Genomic DNA, 16,066 nt, shown 5'->3' with positions numbered 1-16,066 from the left:
TATTTTTATTATTCTTTGATGAATTTCTTGGAAATCCACTTTTGATTATCTTTTTTCAGATTCAGCAGATAGGTTCCTTGCTGCAATTTAGAAACATCAATGCTGTTATCAGTATCAGACATTTGAACCTGATGAACAATTCGTCCTGTTAAATCCAGAATTTCTGCAGAGATATTTTTTTCATTCACATTTTGAAGATAGATTTTCTCTTTTGCAGGATTAGGCGTGATTAAAATATTAGCTTGATTAATATCAGAAACGGCAAGATTATTAGTTTTGATTTTATAAATGGTATTGCCTGCTGCTACGTAAAGTTGTTTCTGATTGTCCTCACCGAAAGTTGTAAAATTCGCTGAAAAACTCGGACTCCAAACCATCGTATTCGAAGTATCCAAAACACCTATTTGAGCTGAACAGTAATCTGCAAAAACATATTTTCCTACGAGATCTGTATAAAGGTTACCTCTGTAGAGATAACCGCCCGTGATAGAGCATTTTCCTCCGGAATGATCGTATTGAGCAACCGGAAAAGTCATTGTAGAAGCGTTGGCACATCCTGTGGTATTATAAGGGGTGTTTCCTTCGTAGCATCTCCAGCCGTAGTTGATTCCTGGTGTTGCTGCAGATACTTTATTGATTTCTTCGATGTCACCTTGTCCGACATCAGCAATCCAAACCTGATTGGTAGTTCTGTCAAAAGAGAATTTCCATGCATTCCTAAGGCCGTAAGCCCAAATTTCGTCAGCGCCGTCAATTCCCACGAAGGGATTATCTGACGGAATATTATAAGCATTATCCGAGTTGACATCAATTCTCAGCATTTTCCCTAAAAGCGAATTTTTATTTTGAGCATTATTATTCGGATCGCCACCGCTTCCGCCATCGCCGGTAGATATCCACAAGTAACCATCTGCTCCAAAATGAATACTACCGCCATTATGATTAGTAAAAGGCTTAGGGATCGTTAAAAGAATTTTTTCCGATGAAACATCTGCTGTATTAGGATTTGACGAGTTTGCTGTGAATCTGGAAACTCTGATTGATCCTTGCAAATTATTATAATAAACAAAAAAATATCGATTGGTTAAAAACTGAGGATGAAATGCCAGTCCCAGTAATCCTCTTTCACCTCCAAAAGTGATGAGGTTGGAAATATTCAGAAAGTTATCCGGAGCAATAGTTCCGTTTTCATTCACAATCTTGATAGTGCCGGATTGCTGGACAACAAATAATCTATTGTCAGATGTTGGCGATGCAACAATCTCTACAGGATTAGAAATCCCGGAAACAAAGTTCTCCAGGCTAATGGTCTGAGCCGATAAACAGGCTGCTAAGAATAAGCCGATCCAAAGTAAAAGTTTTCCCATAACTTATTATTTTATAATTAATTATAGCCTTACCAAATTATATGCCTGTTGAGTGATTCTATTATTAATTTTCATAAAAAAATCTGATTTTCTTTCATTTTTCGAATAGATAAAGCCGATTTGTTATTTTAAAAATTTAGTAAATACATATTTCTCATTTTCAAATTCCTATTTCCGTTATAAATCATTATATTTGCCGACTAAAATTATATATATCGTAAGAAAATGCAAGGAAAAGGACTCGTTACACTAGTTGCCATCGTTCTTGGACTGATTTGTCTCAATGAGCTTTTGCCTTCTTTCTATGCCAATAAAATAGAAAAGGAAGCTAGAGCTATTGCAGGTGATAATCAGGTAAAATACCAAGCCGAACTCGACAGACTTTCGAAAGACACGCTTAATCTTGGTTTTACAAAACTGAATTATACGTCTGCAAAGCAAAAAGAAATGAAGTTGGGGTTGGACCTAAAAGGTGGTATCAACGTATTATTGGAGATCAACCAGAGAGATTTGGTAAATGATCTTAGTAATTATTCTACAAACGCTACTTTGATAGAAGCGCTTAACAGAACAGATCAGGCTCAGAAAAACTCGAGTAAGCAATATATCGAAGATTTTTTTACCCAGTTCGAAGCTGTTAACAAAGAGAAAGGTACGAATCTAAAGCTTGCTGATCCGGAAATTTTTGGAAACACCAATCTTTCTGAGATTAAATTCAATACACCTGACGATCAGGTAAAAAACATTGTAAGAAGAAAAATCGATGCGTCTGTAGGAACGGCTTATGAAGTTCTTAGAACCCGTATCGACAAAATGGGTGTTACTCAGCCAAACGTTCAGAGAGTTCCTGGAACCGGAAGAATCCTGGTAGAGATGCCAGGTATCAAAGATATCGACAGGGTTAAAAAAATGTTGGCGACTTCTGCTAAACTTCAGTTTTGGGAAGTACAGATGGGGCAGGAAGTTTTACCATATTTCTCAGAACTTAACCAATTGGTAAAAGTTAAAGGAGATTCAATAGGTGTTGCTAAAACAACAAATTTGACAAATCTTATCCAGTTAAACTCAACGCCTGGTAATGCTGTTGCTAATGTAAAATTATCGGATACAGCAGTTGTTAATAAAATCCTTAATAGTGCAATTGCTACAAAAGCTCGCCCGGTAAACTTAAAGTATACTCAGTTTATGTGGGGATACAAGCCAGAGAATAATACTTCTAACAGTCTTGTATTATACGCTATCCGTGGGAATATCAATCAAAAGGCTCCGGTTGACGGTGCTGTAGAATCTGCAAATATCAACTATGACCAGCTGGGACGTATTGTTGTAGATATGCAAATGGATTCTCAGGGTGCTCGTGATTGGAAAGCAATGACGGAGAAAAACAAAGGAAAAGTTGTGGCTGTAACGCTGGATAACAGAGTTTATACTGCACCAATGGTAAATGAGGTCATTCCTAATGGAAGAACGCAGATTTCCGGAAATTTTACTCAGGAAGAAGCTAAAGATTTGGTTGATGTTTTAGGCGCAGGTAAATTGCCTGCAGGTGCTAAAATTGTTCAGGCTGATGTTGTAGGACCTTCATTGGGAGCTGAATCTATCAATGACGGGATAATGTCATTCCTTATTGCATTTGCGGTAATTATTGTTTACATCATTTTCTATTATGGTGGAGCAGGGGTTTACGCAGTTATTGCAATGATTGTTAATTTATTCTACATCTTCGGGATCATGGATTCTGTAGATGCAACATTGACGCTTCCGGGTATTGCAGGTATTGTATTGTCTATGGCAATGGCAGTAGATGCAAACGTAATTATATATGAAAGAACAAAAGAAGAATTATTCCGAGGGAAAAGTATTCTTGAAGCATATAAAGATGGTTTCAAACATGCGATTTCTGCGATTATTGACGGTCACGTTACGACTTTTATTACAGCATTAATTCTTTACATCTTCGGAACAGGTCCAATCAAAGGATTTGCGGTAACATTGATGATCGGTCTTGTTATGACATTATTCACATCTGTATTATTGTCAAGAGTGATGATTTTCAATAGATTGAATAAAGGTAAATCATTATCTGTTTGGACTGCTCCAACCAAAAATCTTTTCAGAAATACCTGGATCGATTTCATTGGAAAAAGAAAATGGTCTTATATTGTATCTGCAATTTTAATGGTGATTTCAATTGCTTCAATTGCAATCAACGGCTTCAAATACGGAATCGATTTTACAGGTGGGCGTAACTATGTTGTAAGATTTGAAAAACCGGTTGACGCTAGTAAAATTGAAGAAAATATTGCTAAGCTGATGAAAACTGCAGACGGTAAAAACGAATCTGTGGAAGCCAAAACTTTTGGTAATTCTTCTCAATTAAAAATAACGACAGATTATCTGATTGATGACGAATCTCTTGCGGCTGACCAAACTGTTGAGCAAAAAATCTATGAAGGTCTTAAACAAGATTTGCCGGCAGGTATGAGTTTGGCAGATTTCAAAGCAGCAGATAAAGGCCATGCAGGAATAGTATCTTCTACAAAAGTAGGACCTACAGTTGCGGACGATATCACAACACACGGTATCTTGGCAGTTATCGCTTCATTGATTGGTATTTTCATCTATATCTTGGTAAGATTTGATAAGTGGCAGTTCTCTCTTGGAGCGGTTGCCGGTCTATTCCACGATACAGTGGTGATCTTGGGTGTTTACTCATTATTTTACAAAGTAATGCCTTTCAATATGGAGATTAACCAGGATTTTATCGCAGCAATTCTTACGGTGATTGGTTATTCGATTAACGATACGGTAATCATCTTTGACAGGATCAGAGAATACCTGCGTGAGAAAAAAGCATTGACACTGGCTGGATTATTTGATGACTCTATTTCCAGTACAATTGGTAGAACATTCAACACATCATTCACAACGATTTTGGTAATCCTGGCGATTTTCATCTTCGGTGGAGATAACCTTAGAGGATTTATGTTCTGCTTATTGTTAGGTATTGGATTCGGTACATACTCATCTATTTTTATTGCATCAGCTACGGCTTATGACTTCCTGAGAGGAAGGAAAAAAGAAGATAAGGTTACAGGAAAATCTTCTACCGATGTAGAATTAGTGAAGTAATTCCTTACGATACTTAATAAAAAAGCTCTCAAGTAATTGGGAGCTTTTTTATTTGAAACATTTTCTAAATTTGGGCACCTTTTCCACGCTCCGCTCCCGCTTTTTTGCTAGTCATACTTCCTCACAAAAAGAGCTCCACTCAGCTCGGGTGCGCTTTGCAGGTCATAACATTGGTTGCCAAATTTAAATATTTGTCAATAAAAAAATCAATTTTTCAAATCTTCAAAGTAGCAAATCAAAAAAATATTATCTTCGCAACTTATGAAACAGAATCAAAAATCAGCAGCAATAGGTTTTATATTTATCACACTTTTGATAGATATCACAGGTTGGGGCATCATCATTCCCGTGGTACCGAAACTGATAGAAGAACTGATCCACGCAGATATCAGCGAAGCAGCTAAATATGGTGGCTGGCTGAGTTTTGCTTATGCTTTCATACAGTTTATATTCTCACCATTGGTCGGAAATCTAAGTGACAGATTCGGAAGAAGGCCAATTATCTTATTATCGCTTTTCGGATTTTCCATAGATTATATTTTTTTAGCATTATCGCCTACTATCTGGTGGCTTTTTGTTGGGAGAATCATTGCCGGAATTACAGGAGCCAGTGTTACTACAGCCAGTGCTTATATTGCGGATATCTCTACGGATAAAGATCGTGCAAAAAATTTCGGATTAATAGGAGCCGCTTTTGGGCTGGGATTTATTATTGGTCCTGTCTTAGGTGGTGTGTTGGGGCATTATGGTTCCAGAGTTCCGTTTTATGCGGCGGCAGCTTTATGTATGCTCAACTTTCTTTATGGTTATTTTATTTTACCGGAAAGTTTGTCTAAAGAAAATCGCAGAGAGTTTGACTGGAAACGTGCCAATCCTATTGGGTCATTAAAGCTGCTTAGAAAACATCCGGAGATTTCGGGATTAGTGATTTCCTTGATTTTGATTTACATTGGTGGACATGCTGTACAAAGTAACTGGAGTTTCTATACCATGTACAGATTCAACTGGGATGAAAGAATGGTAGGTATCTCTTTGGGCGTTGTAGGACTAATGGTTGGGTTGGTTCAGGGATTGTTGATAAGGTGGATTAATCCGAAAATCGGTGACCGTAAGAGCATCTACTATGGCCTGTTATTATACTCATTCGGAATGCTCCTATATGCATTTGCGACGCAAGGTTGGATGATGTTACTGTTCACTATCCCATACTGTTTAGGTGGAATCTGTGGACCAGCATTACAATCCATTATTACCAAAAATATCCCGTCCAATGAGCAGGGTGAATTGCAAGGCGCTTTGACGAGTCTTATGAGTGCAACGTCTATAATCGGTCCTCCAATGATGACCAATTTATTTTATTATTTCACTCACAAAGAGGCACCTTTCTTATTTCCCGGAGCACCTTTTTTTCTTGCCTTTTTATTATTTATGGTAAGCATCTTTTTTGTTTATATCAACTTCAACAGAAAGAAAAAATAAATTTATTTAGGGAAATTATTAAGGATAGTTTTACTTTTTATATTCTAAAATCAAAAGAAATAATAATTTCTAAGCTATTTTTAAGTAAAAATTAATAAAATTCTCTCTATCAATTCTATAAATGTTTCTTAATTTTGTCAAATGGAATTGAGTATTGGAGAAATGCTGATGATTGCTCTGGCAATTGTCGTTCTGTTCGGACCGGATAAATTACCCGAGATCGCAAGAGGTCTTGGCGAAGGAGTTCGTAAAATGCGTGGGGCAGTGGATGATATCAAAACCGAAATAATGAAGGAAGCGGACAATCCTGTTTCCGAAATCAAAAAAGAGATCGAAAAGGTGAAACAATCTGCGCAGGAATTCAATCCCTTGGCAGACAAAAAAACGGAGGCTTTTCTTAAAGAAGAGACACCCAAAATCGACCTTTCGGAGGACGATTCTCACGAAGGTCCTGTAAGCAGATAATATGAACTGGCTCATTGAAAAGGATCAGGAATTATTATTATTCCTGAATAGACTAGGAGACTCTGCTTTCGATCCTTTTTGGCTTCTGATGACAAGCAAATGGTTCTGGATACCGTTTTATGCTATATTGCTTTATCTTCTTTACAAAAGTTTTCCGTTAAAAAAATTAATTTTTGTCATTATACTCATCGCAATTGGAATTACAATTTCCGATCAGCTGGCTGGTATTTTCAAATACGGTGTTGGCAGGCTAAGACCCTGTCATAATGATCTGTTAATGGCAAAGATGCGGTTGGTAACCTGCGGAGGACAATTCGGATTCTACTCCTCACATTCTTCAAATTCTTTTTTTCTGGTCAGTTTTTTATCGATTCTGATTGGTGAAAAATATAGAATACTTCCTTATATCTTACTTTTCTGGGCACTTTTGGTTTCATATAGCAGGATCTATTTAGGAGTTCATTTTCCTTTAGATGTTGTATATGGAGCGGCTGTTGGATTTTTTTTAGGGGGTGTTTTTGCCAATCTTGCAAAAAAAATTATCGCAAAAAAGTGAATTATTTTTTTAGGAGCTTAATCCCGCTATCCACTATATCTTTTTATTTTTTTTTGCTAAAAAAATAAAAAGGATGCCGTTACTATCGGGGCTAGTTAGCAATTCGGAAGCCCTTTGAAAGTTTAAACCTAACAACAATCAACAACTGTTATAAGATAAAAACTCAATTTTAATCATTATGATAAGGTTTTCCCTGCAAAATAGTTGCAGCCCGATAAATCTGTTCCACGAAAAACAGCCGAATCATCTGATGTGTAAAAGTCATTTTTGACAGAGATACTTTTTCATTAGCACGCTGATAGATCTCCTCAGAAAAACCATAAGCTCCGCCAATAAGTATGTTTACCTTTTTTACTGAATTTCCAAGCCAGAAATCAATTTTTCCGGCAAACTCACGGCTGGTAAATTGTTTTCCTTTTTCATCCAGCAGAATGACCAGATCAGAAGAGTCTATTTGGTTCTGAAACAGCTTGGCTTCTTCTTTTTTCAGTTGATCAGGATTCAGGTTTCTGGCGTTTTTCACATCCGGAATTTCCAGAAGTTCAAAGTTCCAGTGTTTTGGAATTCTTGGCAGGTAATAGCTGATAAGAGAAACAATTTCTTTATCATCCGTTTTCCCGATGCAGATCAAATTAATACGCATTTAGTATATTTGTGAGGCAAAGATAAATGAATGGCAAAAAAAATACGACGTTTTTTCCTCAAAATCCAAAACTTTTTCGACGGAATTCATATTCCGGTTTTAGGAATTTCTCTGTGGAAAATGTTCGGGATTTATAGCAATGCGATTTTCAAAAATCCATTAGGACGGCAGGCTGCTAGTATTTCATGGAATTTTTTTCTCAGCCTTTTTCCGATGATTCTGTTTCTCTTGTCGGTTTTGCCTTATATGCCGCATTATGATAAACTTCAGTTTTATATTTTCGAAGTTCTTATGCCAAGAATTTTCCCTTCGCATATGCAAAGTGATGTGACAAACTATATCCAGGGTAATATTATTCCTAACATGAAGTCGATAAGTAATTTAACAATCTTATTGTCTTTTGTATTTGCTACTAACGGTTGTTTTACGCTGATTAACGGATTCAACAGGAATACAGAGTTACAGAGAGGCTTTGTGAAAGAATATGCTTTGGCAATGCTTGTAACAATCAGCTTTCTGACATTGGTTTTTCTTTCTATTTTCGGGATCTATTACAGCGAAGTTGTTCTGAAGCTTTTTACACCAACATATGATATCAGCTGGTTTACTAAAAACATGACCAAAATTATCGGTTTCATATCGTTTCCATTGTTTTATTTTATTTTGCTGACACTTTTTTACTGGGTGGGCTGTCTCAAAATTACAAGACTAAGAGAAGCTTATCCGGGCGCTGTTCTTACAACGGTTTTATTTGTTCTACTGACCTACTTTTTCGCTATTTATGTGGCTAATATTGCAAGATACAATGTCCTGTACGGTTCCATTGGTTCCATTATTTTGGTAATGGTTTGGGTCAATGTAAACGTGTTTCTGGTATTGATGGGTAATGAACTGAACCTGGCGATCAAAAAAGTTAAATTGGAGAAATTGGTTCGTGAAGAAATGAATTCTACAGAAATGATTGAATACTAATTTTTCTTCATTTTTAAAATCAAATAACCGGTAAGCCCGGACAAAACAGACGCAAATAGAATACTGATTTTAGAGAGATTCTGGATTGCGGTCTCATTTGGGAAAGCTAAAAGTGATACAAAAATCGACATTGTGAAACCGATTCCGGCCAGGAATCCAACGCCGATCATTTCTTTCCAGGCAGATAAAGCAGGCATTTTTCCCCATTTCAATTTTATAGCTAAAAAGGAAAACAAATTGATGCCTAAAACTTTTCCTGCAAATAATCCGAAGATAATTCCCAAACTCAATGGGCTGATAAAATGACTGAATATTCCGGACTGAAAAGTAATATTAGTATTTGCCAAAGCGAATACTGGCATGATTAAAAAGCTGACAGGAATGTGAAGTTTTTGTTCTAATTTTTCTAATGGCGAAATCTCGGTTGTAGAAACATTGGTAGGAATTGTAAAAGCTAGGATAACGCCCGCAATTGTTGCATGAATTCCGGAATGATGCATAAAATACCATAGAAATAATCCCGGAATAATATAAAAGAGGATCTTTGTAATCCCAATTCTATTGAGAATAATTAATAAAGCAGTTATTCCGCCGCAAATTCCCAAAGAAATCCAATCTATCGAGTCCGTATAGAACAATGCAATAACGATAATTGCCCCCAGATCATCAACAATTGCCAGAGCACTCAGGAAGATTTTCAAAGAATTAGGAACACTCTTTCCAAGCAGAGAAATAATAGCAAGCGAAAACGCGATATCAGTCGCCATTGGAATTGCCCAGCCATTTTTATAACCGGTATTATGATTGAATGCTACATAAATCAAAGCCGGAATCAGCATCCCTCCAACAGCTGCGAAAATCGGAAGGCTTGCTTTTCTGATATCAGACAATTCGCCTTCGAGTAATTCCCGTTTGATTTCCAGACCAACCAAAAGGAAGAAAATGGCCATTAGTCCGTCATTGATCCAAACGGAAACCGAATAATCCAAATGAAATACTTCTGTTCCTATTTTTGAATCCAGAAGATTTTGAAATGCTTCTGCTGGTGACGTGTTAGCAATAATTAATGATACTATCACACAGACGATCAATAATACACCGGAACTTTTGCTGCTATGGAAAAATTGCTGAAAATACTTTGATAAAACCATTACATTCTCTTCACTTTAGAAACGCCATTAATTGCCTTCAGCTGCTTGAATGTTTCCTCAAGCTGACTTCTGTTTTTAACTTCAAGATTGATGTTTCCTGTAAAAATGCCGTCGTTGGAAGCAATGCTCATACTCTTCATGTCCATATTCATATTGTTACTGATAACTGCCGTGATGTCGTTGATCATTCCCATTCTGTCAAGACCTTCGATCTCGATTTTGATTCTGTTTTTGAAACTTTCAGCATTGACCCATTTGGCCTGCAGAACACGATAATCATAATTAGCTCTCAGGTTGATTGCGTTGGGGCAGTTGTCGTTATGAACTTTGATGCCGTCAGAAATCGTAATAAATCCGAAAATCTTATCACCAGGAATTACGGTGCAGCATTTAGCAAAACTATAATTCAGTTTTTCTTCATCTTTTCCGAAAACAATCATATCCAAATTGGAGTCGACTTTTTCGACATATTCCTCTTTGTTGGATGATTTTCGGAAACGGTTGAAAATATTGCTGAGAATACTTTTTTTGTCAGAATATCTTTTGATATCACCAATATCAAATGTTCCGTTCTGAAATCCTAGAAATAGATCCTGGGAAGTTTTCAGATTCAGGAATTTTTGCAAACCATTGATTTCGTCATCATTGAAATTCAATTTGGCGTGGCGCATTTTTCTTTGCAGAATTTCCTTCCCTTCTGCTGTATGCTGATTTTTTTCCGAATTAAGGATATTCTTAATTTTAGATTTGGCTTTGGAAGTGACTACAAACTCCAGCCAGTCAGCTTTTGGTTTTTGGTTCTGTGACGAAAGAATATCAATCTGATCACCATTCTGAAGCACATAACTGATCGGAACCAATTTTCCATTGATTTTCGCACCCAAACATTTCATTCCAAGATCTGTATGCACAGAGAATGCAAAATCCAATGCAGTTGCGCCGGTTGGTAATATTTTGATTTCACCTTTTGGCGTGAAGACAAAAACTTCTTTGGAGTAGAGATTCAGTTTGATATTATCAAGAAGTTCTGATGTAGAGAGGTTTTGCTGTTGTTCCAAAACTTCCCGTATCTCTGTAACCCAGTTTTCAAATCGCTGATCGTCACTGTTTTTGCGGTAACCTTCTTTGTATTTATAATGGGCAGCAACACCTTTTTCTGCGATGTCATCCATCCTTTCCGACCGAATCTGAACTTCGATCCATTTTTTATCAGGACCCATTACAGTAAGGTGCAAACTTTCGTAGCCAGTAGATCTCGGTTGAGAAATCCAGTCGCGCATTCGGGAAGGATTACTTTGATAAAGGTCGGTGACGATAGAATAGATTTTCCAGGCAAGGAATTTCTCGTTTCTCGGATCAGATTTATAAATGATTCTGATGGCGTAATTATCAAAAACTTCCTCAAAGGTCACATTCTGTTTCTGCATTTTACGATAAATGGAACTGATGGCTTTCGCACGGCCTTTTATGGTAAAATTGAGTCCTTCTTCTTTCAGTTGTTCAGAAACTTCTTTGGTAAATTCCTCAACATATTTTTCGCGGCCTTCTTTGGCGATTTCCAATTTACCAACAATCTCATTATAGATATCAGGATTGTTATATTTCAATGAGAGGTCTTCCAGCTCAGATTTGATATTATAAAGTCCAAATCTGTGAGCCAAAGGAGCATAGATGTAAGCGGTTTCTGCAGCAATTTTTTTCTGCTTCACAGGATGCATACTTTCCAGCGTTCTCATGTTATGCAGGCGGTCTGCGATCTTGATGAGAATTACCCGGAAATCTTCAGAAAGTGTCAGCAATAATTTTCTGTAATTTTCAGACTGAACCGATATGTTCTGCTGGTTCATCACAGAGATTTTTGTCAAACCGTTAACGATATCCGCAATATTTTTCCCGAAGATTTTTTTAAGATCTTCATACGTGTATTCGGAATCTTCTATCACGTCGTGGAGTAGTGCGCAGGCAATGCTGGTTGCGCCTAAACCAATCTCGTTGGCCACAATTTTTGCAACCTCTATCGGATGGTAGATGTATGGTTCTCCAGTTTTTCTGCGTTGATCTTTGTGAGCATCCAGAGCAATATCAAAAGCCTTTCTGATAAGCTTGTTCTGCTCCTCATCCAAAGTACGGTATGTGTTGGAAATAAGGTCTTTATATCTCGCAAGGATTTCCTTGTTTTCTTTCTCTAAATCGTAAATCATATAAAATGTAAACTCACAAACGAATATAAGAAATTTAATACAGATTATCAAGCTATCTTTGTGCCAGATTTTTCTAATAAGCTGATATTTGAAAATGGAAAATTACTGGCTTTTATTCCGGAAAGTTTGCAGCGTTTTGATGCCGCTTTACATTCTTTTTTTGCTTTATCTGATGTTTTTCGGATTTGGCAGAAGCCAGTATGATATTAATATTGTAAGGATGATTCCTATGTTTTCAACAGCTGGTTTTGTTGAGCAGACGATTCTTTGGAAAACAATTATCATTAATATCTTCGGTAATATCCTGATGTTTGTTCCGTTTGGGTTTTTAGGAATTATATTTCCGAAACTTAATGATTTCAAAAACCTGATTATTCATTTTCTTTCAGCAATTACCATTGTGGAAAGCCTTCAGTATTTCACAAGACTGGGCATTTTCGATATTGATGATATTATTCTGAATACAATTGGTATGGCAACAGGATTCTGGATATATCAATGGTTGAACAGAAGGTTTATTGGTAAGGATTCTTAGTATGAACTTCCATCCATCTTGCCGGATCTTTGATATTATTCCAACCAAATTTTTTATAAAGTTCGTGCGCATCAGCAGTTAAAAGAATCCACCTTCTCAAACCTTGTAATTCCGGATGATTCATAATGTTTTCCAATAATAATTTTGACAGACCAAGTCCACGATAGTCATTCAAAATAAAAACATCGCCCAAATAAGCAATTGTCGTAAAATCTGTAATCACTTTTGCAAATCCAACCTGCTTGTCTTTGTAAAACACACCGAAACAGAAAGCATTGGCAACCGATTTTTCGACAATATCTCTCGGAATTCCTTTTGCCCAATAAGATTCTTCTGACAGATATTGATGAATTATATCAATATCCATTTTGGATTTGTCGGTAGAGATATAAAAGACTTGTTGGTTATACATTGTTATGAATTTAATTCTTTGGCTCTGTTTTCTGCGGCTAAAATTCCGTTTTTGAGAATAGATTTCAATTGATTTTCTTCGAAAGTTTTAAGGGCGGCTTCTGTTGTTCCGCCTTTTGAAGCGACATCTTTTATGAGTTCTTCCAAAGATTTATCAGAATTATTAATAAGATGATAAGCGCCCAGCATTGTCTGCTTGACGAATAATTTCGAAAGGTTTTCATCGATTCCCATTTCCGTTCCGGCTTTTATCATTGCATCGATGATGTAATAGAAATAAGCTGGCCCGCTTCCGGAAAGAGCTGTTACGCCATTCAGAAGACTTTCGTCTTCCAGATAAACAGAACGTCCTGTGGAGTTTAATAATCGTTCAACGTTCATCAATTCGGAGAAAGAAATGCCTTCTGCAGCAGTATAACCTGTGATTCCCATTCCGAGAAGAGTGGGCGAATTGGGCATTGCTCTTACAACGGATTGATGGTTGAGCAGTTTCTGGATTTTTTCAATCGAGATCCCTGCCAATATTGATAAAACCATTGATTTTTCGGGTATATTGAAAGATAAATTTTCTGCGACATAACTAAAATCCTGAGGTTTCACAGCAATAATAATCAAGTCTGCTTCTAGATTTTCAACTTCATCAAAAGACGAAATTTCAGAATTCGGAAAAATCGATTTTATTTTCTCCTTTTTATTTTGATTTCTTGTAATCAGATGCAGGTTCTGAGGTTTTATCAGTTCATATTTCAAAAATGATCTGGAAAATGATAAACCCATATTTCCTGCTCCTAAGACTGCAATTTTCATTGGTGTTTTTTAGGTTTTAAATTTTAACAATTCCCGTCGATTTCGCAAGAATCGCCTTCGTTGATGATATTGATTTTTGAATTATTTTCAGAAAACTCTGTCCAGCTTTTTTCCAGGACTTCCGAAAACAAATCCGTTGGTTGTGCTCCGGAAACACCATATTTTTCATTGAAAACAAAAAACGGAACACCTCTTATTCCCATAGAATTGGCTACGGAAATATCTTGATTAACCAGGTTTGCTAAATGGGGAGATTCAACAGCTTTTTGGATTTCCTCTTCAGTGAAGCCTAGTTTTTCTCCAATTTCACAAAGAACAGCAACATCGTCAATATCTTTTCCTGAAATGAAATAAGCTTCGAAAAGCAATTCTTCCATTTCATTTGCTTTTCCTTTTTCTTTGGCAAATTGAACCAGCATTTGACTTTTGAAAGAGTTGGAAACTTTCACTTCATCAAAATTAAAATCAATGCCGGCATTTTTTCCTGTTTGGATCAGATTCTCGTGCATCTGCATTATTTGAGGCATCGGAAAACCTTTGATTTCGGAAAGATATTCGTAATGATTTTTGGACAGATCCGTTTTCATATTCGGATCCAGTTGAAACGAATGCCAATTGACTTCAACCTGATCATTCTGAACAAACTTCCGAAGGGCTTTTTCAAAATTCTTTTTTCCAATAAAACAAAACGGACAACGCGTATCGCTCCAGATATCTACTTTCATTTTTTCTTATTTTAAATATTTTTCAGAATCATAAATACCATCAATTATCAACCAGAAACCTTCAACTAAATAATATTGACTTCCCGTTCCAATTCAATTCCAAATTTCTCTTTTACTGAATCAATAATCATCGTGGAAAAATCAAAAATCTCTTGTCCGGTTGCATTTCCTGTTGCATTGATAATAACCAAAGCCTGTAGTTGGTTGGAAGCTACATTTCCGATTTTTTTGCCTTTCCAACCGGCTTGTTCTATTAGCCAGCCTGCAGGGACTTTCACAAAATCACCATTCGGATAGCCAGGGATATTTTCGAATTTTTGTTTTAAATTTTCGAATTGTGAAGCAGAAATTGTTGGGTTTTTAAAGAAACTTCCTGCATTTCCAATGACTTTTGGGTCAGGTAATTTGCTTTGTCTGATATTAATTACAGCTTTGGAAACATCCTGAATCGTTGGGTTACTGATTCCCATTTTTGTAAGTTCCGACTGGATTGCACCATATTCCACATCAATTTTGTGGTCTTTTCTGGTCAATCGGAAAGTTACTTCCAAAATGACGTATTTCCCTTTTCCTTCCTGTTTGAAAATCGAATCTCTGTAACCGAATTGACATTGTCCAGAGTTTAAGGTTTCTAATTCCAAAGTTTCAAGATTCAAGACTTTACAACTTTCAAAAACATCTTTGATTTCGGTTCCGTAAGCGCCAATATTCTGCATCGGCGATGTTCCCACATTTCCTGGAATTAAGGACAGATTTTCCAGCCCGCCATAATTCTTATCTAAACAATACATCACGAACTGATGCCAGTTTTCCCCAGCTTTTGCAGTCACCAAAACCTGATTGTCATCAATGATTTTTTCAGTAATGCCTTTCAGATTAAGCCTGATGACTAGTCCGTCAAAGTCCTTTGTGAGAAGAATGTTGCTTCCACCGCCTAAGAAAAGATTCGAGAGTTTTTTAGCTTTTGAGAATTTGATTATTTCAATTAATTCCTCGGCAGAATTAACTTCTGAAAAATATCGGGCTGAAACCTCAACTCCGAATGTGTTGTATGGTTTTAAAGAAACGTTTTCTTGGATTGACATTAATATTTTTTAAGAAGATTTTCGAGATTATTTTTAAGGGTTTCGATTTGTTTATAACCTTCGGAACCTTCTGAGACGTTGATTAATTCATACTCTTTATCAGTTGTTGTGATTCGGAAAATGTCATCCGGACCATCATAATGGCCGCGTGCTTTTCCGCTTTTAGTTTTTTCCAAAAGAGAAATGTTGATGTCTGCAACGATTTTGTCCCAATCTTTTTGATTGATTTTCTTTTTGAAGACAGGGTAATCTTCAAATCTTCCACCGGTTTTATTCGATTCCAGGGAATCTTTGGTTGCATTGATGAAAGAGCGGCCGCCTCTTCCGGCTGTGTGCGTGTACGAAACTGATGTTATATTTGTTTTCTGTGCAGAAGTTTTGCAATTGATCAGAAGCATTGCAAGGACAGAAAGTATAAACCCGATTTTTAATATTTTCATCATGATTAATTTTAAGATTGATGTAAATTTAATGATAAAACCACATAGAAATTTTAATTTTTAAGAGATTTTAAAACTATTTTTTCTATGTGGCTTT

The 16,066-nt window shown here is 36.5% G+C and carries 15 protein-coding genes; 6 read left to right on the top strand and 9 right to left on the bottom strand.

Translation table 11 applies throughout. From position 1 onward, the window contains the following. Nucleotides 1-8: 8 nt before the first annotated feature. Complete coding sequence (locus tag QOL71_RS13185; RefSeq protein WP_283417372.1) at nucleotides 9-1,367, bottom strand: PQQ-dependent sugar dehydrogenase; 1,359 nt, start codon at nucleotides 1,365-1,367, stop codon at nucleotides 9-11. A gap of 225 nt (nucleotides 1,368-1,592) precedes the next feature. On the opposite strand from QOL71_RS13185, the gene secD reads away from it, so the two are divergent. The 4 genes from secD (at nucleotide 1,593) to QOL71_RS13165 (ending at nucleotide 6,999) form a co-directional block, all read left to right on the top strand. Continuing rightward, on the top strand, nucleotides 1,593-4,499 hold the full coding sequence (gene secD / locus QOL71_RS13180) for a protein translocase subunit SecD (RefSeq protein WP_283417371.1): 2,907 nt from the start codon (nucleotides 1,593-1,595) through the stop codon (nucleotides 4,497-4,499). A 261-nt stretch (nucleotides 4,500-4,760) separates the two neighbouring features. Continuing rightward, complete coding sequence (locus QOL71_RS13175) at nucleotides 4,761-5,978, top strand: TCR/Tet family MFS transporter (RefSeq protein WP_283417370.1); 1,218 nt, start codon at nucleotides 4,761-4,763, stop codon at nucleotides 5,976-5,978. A gap of 141 nt (nucleotides 5,979-6,119) precedes the next feature. Further along, nucleotides 6,120-6,443 carry a Sec-independent protein translocase subunit TatA/TatB gene (locus tag QOL71_RS13170; protein WP_283417369.1) on the top strand — a complete coding sequence of 108 codons (324 nt, stop codon included), beginning with the start codon at nucleotides 6,120-6,122 and terminating at the stop codon, nucleotides 6,441-6,443. A gap of 1 nt (nucleotide 6,444) precedes the next feature. Further along, nucleotides 6,445-6,999, top strand: a complete 555-nt coding sequence (locus tag QOL71_RS13165) for a phosphatase PAP2 family protein (RefSeq protein ID WP_283417368.1) — start codon at nucleotides 6,445-6,447, stop codon at nucleotides 6,997-6,999. A gap of 169 nt (nucleotides 7,000-7,168) precedes the next feature. Here QOL71_RS13165 and QOL71_RS13160 read toward each other — a convergent pair whose 3' ends face one another. After that, nucleotides 7,169-7,642, bottom strand: coding sequence for a 23S rRNA (pseudouridine(1915)-N(3))-methyltransferase RlmH (locus tag QOL71_RS13160; protein WP_283417367.1), 474 nt, complete (start codon nucleotides 7,640-7,642; stop codon nucleotides 7,169-7,171). 30 nt (nucleotides 7,643-7,672) lie between these two features. Here QOL71_RS13160 and QOL71_RS13155 point away from each other — a divergent pair, with 30 nt between their 5' ends. Next, nucleotides 7,673-8,614: a YihY/virulence factor BrkB family protein gene (locus QOL71_RS13155; protein WP_283417366.1), complete on the top strand. Its 942-nt coding sequence runs from the start codon at nucleotides 7,673-7,675 to the stop codon at nucleotides 8,612-8,614. On the opposite strand, the gene nhaA is transcribed toward QOL71_RS13155, so the two are convergent. Beyond that, a complete protein-coding gene (gene nhaA / locus QOL71_RS13150) occupies nucleotides 8,611-9,765 on the bottom strand; it encodes a Na+/H+ antiporter NhaA (RefSeq protein ID WP_283417365.1) in 1,155 nt (384 codons plus the stop codon). The genes QOL71_RS13155 and nhaA overlap by 4 nt on opposite strands. After that, the gene (locus tag QOL71_RS13145) at nucleotides 9,765-11,966 is read right to left on the bottom strand and encodes a RelA/SpoT family protein (protein WP_283417364.1); all 2,202 of its coding nucleotides are present in this window, start codon (nucleotides 11,964-11,966) and stop codon (nucleotides 9,765-9,767) included. Before QOL71_RS13145 ends, nhaA begins: the two co-directional genes overlap by 1 nt. Before the next feature lie 94 nt (nucleotides 11,967-12,060). Here QOL71_RS13145 and QOL71_RS13140 point away from each other — a divergent pair, with 94 nt between their 5' ends. Then, nucleotides 12,061-12,501: a VanZ family protein gene (locus tag QOL71_RS13140; protein WP_283417363.1), complete on the top strand. Its 441-nt coding sequence runs from the start codon at nucleotides 12,061-12,063 to the stop codon at nucleotides 12,499-12,501. Here QOL71_RS13140 and QOL71_RS13135 read toward each other — a convergent pair. From QOL71_RS13135 to QOL71_RS13115, 5 genes are all read right to left on the bottom strand, one after another. After that, on the bottom strand, nucleotides 12,482-12,913 hold the full coding sequence (locus QOL71_RS13135; protein WP_283417362.1) for a GNAT family N-acetyltransferase: 432 nt from the start codon (nucleotides 12,911-12,913) through the stop codon (nucleotides 12,482-12,484). The two genes, QOL71_RS13140 and QOL71_RS13135, sit on opposite strands and share 20 nt — an antisense overlap. 2 nt (nucleotides 12,914-12,915) lie before the next feature. Continuing rightward, nucleotides 12,916-13,719, bottom strand: a complete 804-nt coding sequence (proC, locus tag QOL71_RS13130; protein WP_283417361.1) for a pyrroline-5-carboxylate reductase — start codon at nucleotides 13,717-13,719, stop codon at nucleotides 12,916-12,918. Between the two features lie 23 nt (nucleotides 13,720-13,742). Then, nucleotides 13,743-14,444, bottom strand: a complete 702-nt coding sequence (locus QOL71_RS13125) for a DsbA family oxidoreductase (RefSeq protein WP_283417360.1) — start codon at nucleotides 14,442-14,444, stop codon at nucleotides 13,743-13,745. 65 nt (nucleotides 14,445-14,509) lie between these two features. Continuing rightward, nucleotides 14,510-15,529: a UDP-N-acetylmuramate dehydrogenase gene (gene murB, locus QOL71_RS13120; RefSeq protein ID WP_283417359.1), complete on the bottom strand. Its 1,020-nt coding sequence runs from the start codon at nucleotides 15,527-15,529 to the stop codon at nucleotides 14,510-14,512. Then, the gene (locus QOL71_RS13115) at nucleotides 15,529-15,972 is read right to left on the bottom strand and encodes a hypothetical protein (RefSeq protein ID WP_283417358.1); all 444 of its coding nucleotides are present in this window, start codon (nucleotides 15,970-15,972) and stop codon (nucleotides 15,529-15,531) included. Before QOL71_RS13115 ends, murB begins: the two co-directional genes overlap by 1 nt. Between the last annotated feature and the right edge of the window lie 94 nt (nucleotides 15,973-16,066).

It is taken from the genome of Epilithonimonas pallida (genome assembly GCF_900182975.1).
GTDB lineage: Bacteria > Bacteroidota > Bacteroidia > Flavobacteriales > Weeksellaceae > Epilithonimonas > Epilithonimonas pallida.
Note: the sequence above shows the minus strand (reverse complement) of the source record. Positions and strands in the feature narration are given on the sequence as shown.

Excerpts from the sequence above, each read along its gene's own strand:
- QOL71_RS13140 (WP_283417363.1), top strand. The coding sequence starts at position 12,061 with ATGGAAAATTACTGGCTTTTATTCCGGAAAGTTTGCAGCGTTTTGATG.
- QOL71_RS13185 (WP_283417372.1), bottom strand. The coding sequence starts at position 1,367 with ATGGGAAAACTTTTACTTTGGATCGGCTTATTCTTAGCAGCCTGTTTA.
- murB (WP_283417359.1), bottom strand. The coding sequence starts at position 15,529 with ATGTCAATCCAAGAAAACGTTTCTTTAAAACCATACAACACATTCGGA.
- QOL71_RS13135 (WP_283417362.1), bottom strand. The coding sequence starts at position 12,913 with ATGTATAACCAACAAGTCTTTTATATCTCTACCGACAAATCCAAAATG.
- QOL71_RS13160 (WP_283417367.1), bottom strand. The coding sequence starts at position 7,642 with ATGCGTATTAATTTGATCTGCATCGGGAAAACGGATGATAAAGAAATT.
- QOL71_RS13125 (WP_283417360.1), bottom strand. The coding sequence starts at position 14,444 with ATGAAAGTAGATATCTGGAGCGATACGCGTTGTCCGTTTTGTTTTATT.
- QOL71_RS13165 (WP_283417368.1), top strand. The coding sequence starts at position 6,445 with ATGAACTGGCTCATTGAAAAGGATCAGGAATTATTATTATTCCTGAAT.
- QOL71_RS13145 (WP_283417364.1), bottom strand. The coding sequence starts at position 11,966 with ATGATTTACGATTTAGAGAAAGAAAACAAGGAAATCCTTGCGAGATAT.
- QOL71_RS13115 (WP_283417358.1), bottom strand. The coding sequence starts at position 15,972 with ATGATGAAAATATTAAAAATCGGGTTTATACTTTCTGTCCTTGCAATG.
- QOL71_RS13175 (WP_283417370.1), top strand. The coding sequence starts at position 4,761 with ATGAAACAGAATCAAAAATCAGCAGCAATAGGTTTTATATTTATCACA.
- secD (WP_283417371.1), top strand. The coding sequence starts at position 1,593 with ATGCAAGGAAAAGGACTCGTTACACTAGTTGCCATCGTTCTTGGACTG.
- QOL71_RS13155 (WP_283417366.1), top strand. The coding sequence starts at position 7,673 with ATGGCAAAAAAAATACGACGTTTTTTCCTCAAAATCCAAAACTTTTTC.
- nhaA (WP_283417365.1), bottom strand. The coding sequence starts at position 9,765 with ATGGTTTTATCAAAGTATTTTCAGCAATTTTTCCATAGCAGCAAAAGT.
- proC (WP_283417361.1), bottom strand. The coding sequence starts at position 13,719 with ATGAAAATTGCAGTCTTAGGAGCAGGAAATATGGGTTTATCATTTTCC.
- QOL71_RS13170 (WP_283417369.1), top strand. The coding sequence starts at position 6,120 with ATGGAATTGAGTATTGGAGAAATGCTGATGATTGCTCTGGCAATTGTC.